At 63.0% G+C, this 3,918-nt stretch carries 3 protein-coding genes; all 3 read left to right on the forward strand.

Features of this window, described 5'->3' with window-relative positions; translation table 11 throughout:
* Nucleotides 1-8 precede the first annotated feature (8 nt).
* From DRF71_RS25975 to DRF71_RS25985, 3 genes are read left to right on the forward strand one after another with little or no spacing between them, the layout of a single operon-like run.
* Complete coding sequence (locus tag DRF71_RS25975) at nucleotides 9-1,454, forward strand: NAD-dependent succinate-semialdehyde dehydrogenase (protein ID WP_112313375.1); 1,446 nt, start codon at nucleotides 9-11, stop codon at nucleotides 1,452-1,454.
* A gap of 18 nt (nucleotides 1,455-1,472) precedes the next feature.
* Nucleotides 1,473-2,558 (forward strand): isocitrate/isopropylmalate dehydrogenase family protein, encoded by a 1,086-nt coding sequence (locus DRF71_RS25980; protein ID WP_112313348.1) that lies wholly within the window; start codon nucleotides 1,473-1,475, stop codon nucleotides 2,556-2,558.
* Between the two features lie 11 nt (nucleotides 2,559-2,569).
* Nucleotides 2,570-3,460 (forward strand): NAD(P)-dependent oxidoreductase, encoded by an 891-nt coding sequence (locus tag DRF71_RS25985; RefSeq protein WP_112313349.1) that lies wholly within the window; start codon nucleotides 2,570-2,572, stop codon nucleotides 3,458-3,460.
* Nucleotides 3,461-3,918: the final 458 nt, after the last annotated feature.

Below are 3,918 nucleotides of genomic sequence, written 5' to 3' on the forward strand. Positions count from 1 at the left end.
GGGATAAAATGACGACTGAGAACACTTGGCCGACCGACCTGTTCATCGGTGGCAAATGGCGTGAAGGCGCCCGCGCGACCCGGATCGACGTGACGAACCCCTCTGACGGTTCTGTGCTCGGCTCGGTCGCAAATGCCGCGCCGGAAGACGCTATCGCGGCTGTTGATGCCGCCGCTGCCGCCGCTGCTGGCTGGGCCGCAACCCCGGCCCGCCAGCGCGGTGAGATCCTCAGGAAATGCTGGGAGCTGATGGTGCGCGACGCCGAGGCGCTGGCGCGTCTCATCTCGCTGGAAAACGGCAAGGCGCTGAAAGATGCGCGCGGCGAAGTGGCCTATGCCGCCGAATTCTTCCGCTGGTTCGCTGAAGAGGCCGTGCGCGGTCATGGCGATCTGGGCGTGGCACCCTCGGGTGCGAACCGCATTCTGGTGCAATATCAGCCGATTGGCGTTTCGCTGCTGATCACGCCCTGGAATTTCCCTGCCGCCATGGCGACCCGCAAAATCGCGCCCGCTTTGGCCGCCGGCTGCACCTGCGTGCTGAAGCCCGCGACCGAGACGCCGCTGACTGCCTATGCCGTCGCTGCGATCCTCGCGGAAGCTGGCGTGCCCGATGGTGTGGTGAACGTGCTGACCACCTCGACCACCGGCCAGGTGGTGAATGCGATGCTGGATGATCCGCGCGTTCGGAAGCTGTCCTTCACCGGCTCGACCGAAGTGGGCCGGGTGCTGCTCCGGAAGGCCGCCGATCAGGTGATCCATTCCTCGATGGAACTGGGCGGCAATGCGCCTTTCGTCGTCTTCGATGACGCCGATCTCGACGCCGCCATCGAAGGCGCCATGGTCGCCAAGATGCGCAATGGTGGCGAGGCCTGCACGGCTGCGAACCGCATCTATGTGCAGCGCGGCGTGGTCGAAGAATTCACCCGCCGCCTGACCGAACGCATGGCTGCCCTGCGAGTCGGCCCCGGTGCCGAAGAAACCACCGATCTCGGCCCGCTGGTCAATGCGGCGGCGGTGAAAAAGGTCGGCGAGCTCGTCGATGACGCGGTTGCCAAAGGTGCGCGCGTGACCACCGGCGGCAAGGCGATCGCAGGTGACGGCTATTTCTACCCGGCCACCGTTCTGGCCGATGTGCCGGATACGGCTGATCTTGCCCGCGAGGAAATCTTCGGGCCGGTCGCACCGATATATACGTTCGACACCGAAGAAGAAGCGATCCGCCGCGCCAATGACACCGAATATGGCCTGGTCGCCTATGTCTATACGCAAGATCTTGCGCGTGGGTTGCGTGTGTCAGAGAAGCTGGAAGCCGGGATGCTCGCGCTGAACCGGGGTCTAGTGTCTGATCCGGCGGCCCCGTTTGGCGGCGTCAAACAAAGCGGGCTGGGCCGCGAAGGCGCGCATCACGGGATGCTCGAATTCATGGAAGCCAAATATATCGCGACCAACTGGTAAGCGACGGGAACGAAACAGATGACCAATTATACGATTGCGACCATCGCCGGTGACGGCATCGGCCCCGAGATCACCGAGGCCACCATCAAGGTGCTGAAGGCAGCGGTGGGGGAGAGCCTGCTCGATTTCCAGATGTTCGACGGCGGCGCGGGGCATTATGCCAAAAGCGGCCATGTGCTGCCCGATGACACCTATGCGGCCTGCCGCTCGTCTGACGCGATCCTGCATGGGGCTGCGGGTCTGCCCGGCATCGTCTACCCGGACGGGACCGAGGTCGGGAACGATCTTCACCTGCTGTTGCGCTTCCGTCTCGACCTTTACGCCAATGTGCGGCCCGTGAAACTGCTGCCAGGCGTGCTGTCGCCGCTGCGCGCCTTTGAGGGTGGCGGCATCGACTATGTCATCATCCGCGAGAACACCGAGGGGCTTTACGCCAGCCGTGGCGCGGGTGTGGTCCTGCGCGATGAATTCGCCTCCGACAGCCTTGTGATCACCCGCAAGGGCACCGAGCGCGTGGCGAAATTCGCGTTTGAGCTGGCGAAGAAACGGGGCGGCGCGCCGCGTGATGGCAAATCGCGCGTCACCGTCTGTGACAAGGCAAATATCCTGCGGGCCTATGCTTTCTTCCGCAAGATCTGCGATGAGGTGCATCGGGGCTACCCGGATGTCGGCATCGACTATGCCTATGCCGATGCGATCACCGTCCATATGGTGAAACGCCCCGATTTCTACGACGTGATCGTGGCCGAGAATATGTTCGGCGACATCATCTCGGATCTCGGGGCTGCGACCGTGGGTGGCATGGGCATCTCGCCCTCGGGCGAGATCGGCGATCAGTTCGCTTTGTTCCAGGGCGCGCATGGTTCGGCCCCGGATATCGCGGGCCAGAATATCGCAAGCCCGGTGGCGACCGTGCTGTCGGCTGTGATGATGCTGCGCTGGCTGGGCGACCGCAAAGGGGACGCGCGCCTGCTTGATGCCGGCGACCGGATCGAGGCCGCCGTTGGCCGCGTGCTGGCGGCGGGTGAGACGGTGCCTGCCGATCTGGGTGGTAAGGCGAAATGCACTGAAATGGCAGATGCGATCTGCCGCGCTCTGGCCTGAGGAGGCATGTGATGGGCAATCTGAAAGTCGGGATTATCGGTGTCGGCCTGATGGGGCATGGCATCGCAAAGAATGTGGTTTCCAAAGGCTGGGCGCTTGGGTTTCTCGACCATCCGGGCAATCAGCCCTGCAACAATCTGATCGGTTTTGGTGCGGCGAAATTCGCGGATAAGCATGATCTGGCGGCGGCATCCGATGTGATCATCCTTTGCGTGTCCGGAACGCCGCAGGTCGAAGATGTATTGCTGGGCGAAAATGGCATCCTGCGAACAGTAAAAAAGGGCACGGTGATCGTCGATTGCTCCACCGCAATCCCCAGCTCGACCGAGGCGATTGCGAAACAGGCCGAGGCTGCCGGCGCGCTCTTCATGGATGCACCGATGACCCGCACCCCGCTGGAGGCTGAGGCCGGGCGGCTCAACCTGCTGGTCGGCGCGGATCAGGCGCTGTTTGACCGCCTCCGCCCGTTGCTGGAAACCTTCGCCGAGAATATCTTCCATGCCGGTGGCGCGGGCGCGGGTCATAAGCTGAAACTGCTGCACAATTTCTGCTCGCTCGGCATGGTGACGCTGATCGGCGAGGCGGCGGCCTGCGCGCAAAAGGGTGGCATCTCTGCCGAGGTCTTTACCGAGGTGCTGGCCAAGGGCGGCGGCTATGGTGCAGCTTTCGACCGTGTCAGCCCCTTCCTGCTGGATGGCGACAATTCGAAGATGAAGTTCTTCATCTCGAACGCCCATAAGGATCTGAGCTATTACATGCAGATGGCTCAGGATGTCTCTGCCGGCTCTCAGACCGCTGGCGGCGTGACCTCAGCGCTCCAGAGCCTGGTCGACGGCGGCTTCGCGCAGGGTTTCCTGTCCGAAACCGCGCGCTATTTTGGCGAAGTGTCAGCGAGCGCGTAAGCCAGACAAGCCGGCAGGTGCTGTGTGCAGGTCCGCCTCATAAGCGGGCCTGCAACAATCCGCTATGGATGCTCAAAGCATCCGGCGAACGCTGGGCGGGGGCATCGGCGAAAGCCTCATCCCACATGATTGGCACTGAGGTTTGCAGGCCTCAGCACCTTTCCGTGACGCTGCCAGCGAGGAGGCCACTTTGTCACCGCAATCGAAAGAGTGACCGCGCCCGTTTCCCCCGCGCAGCACCGAGGGTACTCGCCCAAACGGTCGAGGTGAGGCCAGACGCGGTGAAGCGCCTGCCAATAGTCAGACACCGGCTCTGACAGATACCGGGCAGCGTCTGCTTTCTCAGGCGATACCCGGGCCGTGCCATAGCCACGGATGTTCCTCATACGAGAGAACCCGTGCAGAAGGCCTGAAAATAGGCCGGGAAGAAGGTGGACGAGACGCCACCAGGAAAGCCC

Origin of the sequence: Pseudogemmobacter bohemicus, from assembly GCF_003290025.1 — a bacterium.
Classification (GTDB): domain Bacteria; phylum Pseudomonadota; class Alphaproteobacteria; order Rhodobacterales; family Rhodobacteraceae; genus Pseudogemmobacter; species Pseudogemmobacter bohemicus.